Annotated in this window: 3 protein-coding genes and 1 pseudogene; all 4 read left to right on the top strand. The window is 41.4% G+C overall.

What is annotated here, in order from left to right; all coding sequences use genetic code 11:
* Positions 1-311: pseudogene (locus AAC037_RS22460) on the top strand (sugar isomerase); the annotation flags it as partial.
* Between the two features lie 36 nt (positions 312-347).
* On the top strand, positions 348-1,679 hold the full coding sequence (locus AAC037_RS22455) for an FGGY family carbohydrate kinase (RefSeq protein ID WP_339905767.1): 1,332 nt from the start codon (positions 348-350) through the stop codon (positions 1,677-1,679).
* A gap of 18 nt (positions 1,680-1,697) precedes the next feature.
* Complete coding sequence (locus AAC037_RS22450; protein ID WP_339905765.1) at positions 1,698-2,621, top strand: alpha/beta hydrolase; 924 nt, start codon at positions 1,698-1,700, stop codon at positions 2,619-2,621.
* A partial coding sequence (locus AAC037_RS22445; protein WP_339905764.1) for a DUF4038 domain-containing protein occupies positions 2,618-3,239 on the top strand: 622 nt, incomplete at its 3' end. The genes AAC037_RS22450 and AAC037_RS22445, both read left to right, overlap by 4 nt.

Raw genomic sequence — 3,239 nt, 5'->3', positions numbered from 1 at the left:
TCGATGCAAGCCACAACTTAAAAGACCCAATGGAGGACTTACTCCAATCGGTTGAAGCCATCCAGTTGGCCTATGCCCAAGCCTTAACTGTGGACAGAAATGCCTTGGAAAATGCCCGCGAATCTAATGATGCGGTATTGGCCCAAGAAATTTTACAAAATGCTTTCCGTACAGACTTAAGACCTCTAATTGCGGAAGCCAGACTTCAGGCAAATGCGGCCCTGTCACCGGTAGAAATTTACAGAGACTTGGCTGTAAGAAAGCAATTGGTCAAGGAAAGAGGTGCCAAAACACTTGCCACCGGCCTTTAATTTAAATCAATCCATTCAAAATAATCCGACAATACAATGCCCATACCGGTAACTGCCATTTTTGATATAGGAAAAACGAACAAGAAATTTTTTCTATTTGATGAAAATCTAAATGAAATCAAGGAAGAATATGTACAGTTTCCAACGATAAAAGATGACGACGGATTTGAATGTGATGATTTGGAAAAAATTACTAAGTGGGCCAAAGAAAATGTAGAGAAATTGTGCCAAGATCCTCAATATGAAATCAAAGCATTGAATTTCTCTACTTATGGGGCCACTTTTGTATCGATTGGAGAAGACGGAAGGCCAGTTACCCCGATTTACAATTACCTTAAGGACTTCCCTGAAGATGTGCATAAGGAGTTTTACAGCAAATACCCTGAGGAAAGCATCAATCAAACCACTGCCTCTCCAACTTTAGGTATGCTTAATTCAGGTTTGCAGCTTTACTGGCTCAAAAGAAAGAAGCCCGAAGTATTTAAAAAAATCAAATATTCTCTACACCTTCCACAATACATCTCTTATCTTTTTACCGGGGAGGTTGTAAGTGAACCTACTTCCATTGGTTGCCATACCAAATTATGGGATTTTCCTAAGGGCGATTATCACCAATGGGTTTATGATGAAGGCATAGCGGATAAACTTCCACGCCAGGTCCCCACTACGCACAGCTTTGAAAAAGAGATCTGTGGCCAAAAGGTTAAAATTGGCGTGGGTATCCATGACTCTTCTTCAGCGCTTGCTTCTTATTTAATTAAAATTAAAGAGCCATTCCTATTGATATCTACGGGTACTTGGAGCATATCACTAAACCCTTTTCCCCAAAGAGACCTGTCATTTTCTGAATTAGAAAATGACTGCTTGAATTTCTTATCCATTCATGGAAAAACGGTCAAGGCCAGTCGCTTCTTCCTTGGCTATGAACTGGATCATCAGCTCAAGAAAATGAACAAAGCCTTTGGTAAAGAGCCCAAATATTATAAAAATATCGTACCTAATGAAAAATTGGTTAACCAACTTTTAAGTGGAGAGGTTTCCGGGACTTTTTATCCTGATGCCATAGCAAGAACCCCTTTAGTGGCTGAAATCTTCCCTGAAAATAATTGGGACATCTCCTCTTTTTCAGAATATGAAGAAGCTTTTCACCATTTAATTTTTGGTTTGGTAAAAATGCAAGTGGCCTCATTGATGCTCGCTAAAGGTGCAAAAGCTATAAAAAAAGTGTATATTGATGGTGGTTTTGTTCATAACAAGGTCTTTATCCGTTTTTTAAATGCGCTTTTAGAAGGTTATGAACTCGAATTTTCAGACTTCCCTCTAGGCTCAGCTTATGGGGCAGCCTTAATGCTAAACGCTTTTAAATAATAAAAACATTTAAGCTCAATGAAGCAGTTTATTCTAGTACTAAGTTTCTTTTTTATCATGGAAGCCTTATCTGCCCAAAATCAATCCATCATAATGGACATTTATCCGGGAGAAATACCCTTTCAGAAAGTTTCTCAGGTAAAAGAGGTGAGCGAGGTTGATGGAATTACCCGAATTAGCAATGTGCAAGTCCCCCAAATTCAAGTATTTTTACCAGCCAAAAGTTCTGCTACAGGACAAGCAGTAATCATTTGTCCCGGTGGAGGATATGGTATTTTAGCATATGATTGGGAAGGAACAGACATTGCCAAATGGCTCAACAGTCATGGCATTGCCGGCATTGTGCTGAAATACCGCCTGCCTTCAGCTGTAACTCAAACAAGCCCTCACTTGGTCCCCATGTCGGATGGCCAACAAGCCATTAGGCTGGTAAGACATCATGCCGAAGAGTGGAATATTGATCCGGATAAAATTGGTATTATGGGTTTTTCTGCCGGTGGTCATTTGGCCTCCACTTTGGGCACCCATTTTGATTCAGGAAACCCCGGCGCCGATGACCCCATACTGCATCAATCAAGCCGTCCTGATTTTATGATCCTTGGATACCCTGTCGTTTCTTTCAATAAAACCTTTACACATATAGGCTCAAGAAACAATTTACTCGGTGAAAACCCGGAAGCGAAATGGGTCAGTTATTTCAGCAATGAAGAACAAATAAGAGCAGACACACCACCAACCTTTATCTTCCACTCCCAAGATGATACCGGAGTCCCGGTCAAACATAGTTTGATGTTTTATCAAGGATTGGTAGAAAAGAACATCCCTGCAGAGATGCACTTGTACCCATTAGGTAAACATGGGTATGCCCTCTCCATCAATAAAGAAGGCACCCAAAAAGACTGGCCAAAAAGTTGCATTAACTGGTTGCAGCACTTAGAATGAAAGCAAATTTACAACCCTTGAAAATAAGCCCTAATGGCAGGTTTTTAACTCATCAGGATGGAAGTCCTTTCTTCTGGCTGGGAGACACTGCGTGGGAATTGCTTCATAGGTTGTCACTGGAAGAAACCAAATTTTACTTTCAAAACCGTCTTGATAAAGGTTTTACCATTATTCAAACGGTTATTTTGGCAGAACTGGATGGGCTCAACAGCCCCAATGCCAATGGGCATTTACCCTTGAAGGAGTTAGACCCTTGCCAACTCAATGAAGAATATTTCAAACATGTAGAAGAGGTGGTCGCCTTGGCGGAGGAAATGGGACTATACCTTGCCCTACTACCTACCTGGGGAGACAAATACAATAAAAAATGGGGAACCGGCCCCGAGATTTTCACCCCAGAAAATGCCGGAACTTACGGTGAATTATTGGCCAAGCGCTTTGCCAAATACCCGCACTTGGTATGGGTTTTAGGTGGAGACAGGGCCCCGGAAGACCAAGAAGATGAGGAAATTATTGAGCAGATGGCCTTGGGCATTAGGGCAATTGATAAAACAAGCCTAATCACCTACCATCCCGGAGGAGGAACCATTGCAAGTGATCTTTTTCCCAACGCATCAT

The sequence above is a fragment of the uncultured Cyclobacterium sp. genome (assembly GCF_963976465.1).
Lineage (GTDB): Bacteria > Bacteroidota > Bacteroidia > Cytophagales > Cyclobacteriaceae > Cyclobacterium.
Note: the sequence above shows the minus strand (reverse complement) of the source record. Positions and strands in the feature narration are given on the sequence as shown.

What these genes read in the sequence shown, in the direction of transcription:
- AAC037_RS22450 (WP_339905765.1), top strand. Translation starts at nt 1,698, where the DNA reads ATGAAGCAGTTTATTCTAGTACTAAGTTTCTTTTTTATCATGGAAGCC.
- AAC037_RS22455 (WP_339905767.1), top strand. Translation starts at nt 348, where the DNA reads ATGCCCATACCGGTAACTGCCATTTTTGATATAGGAAAAACGAACAAG.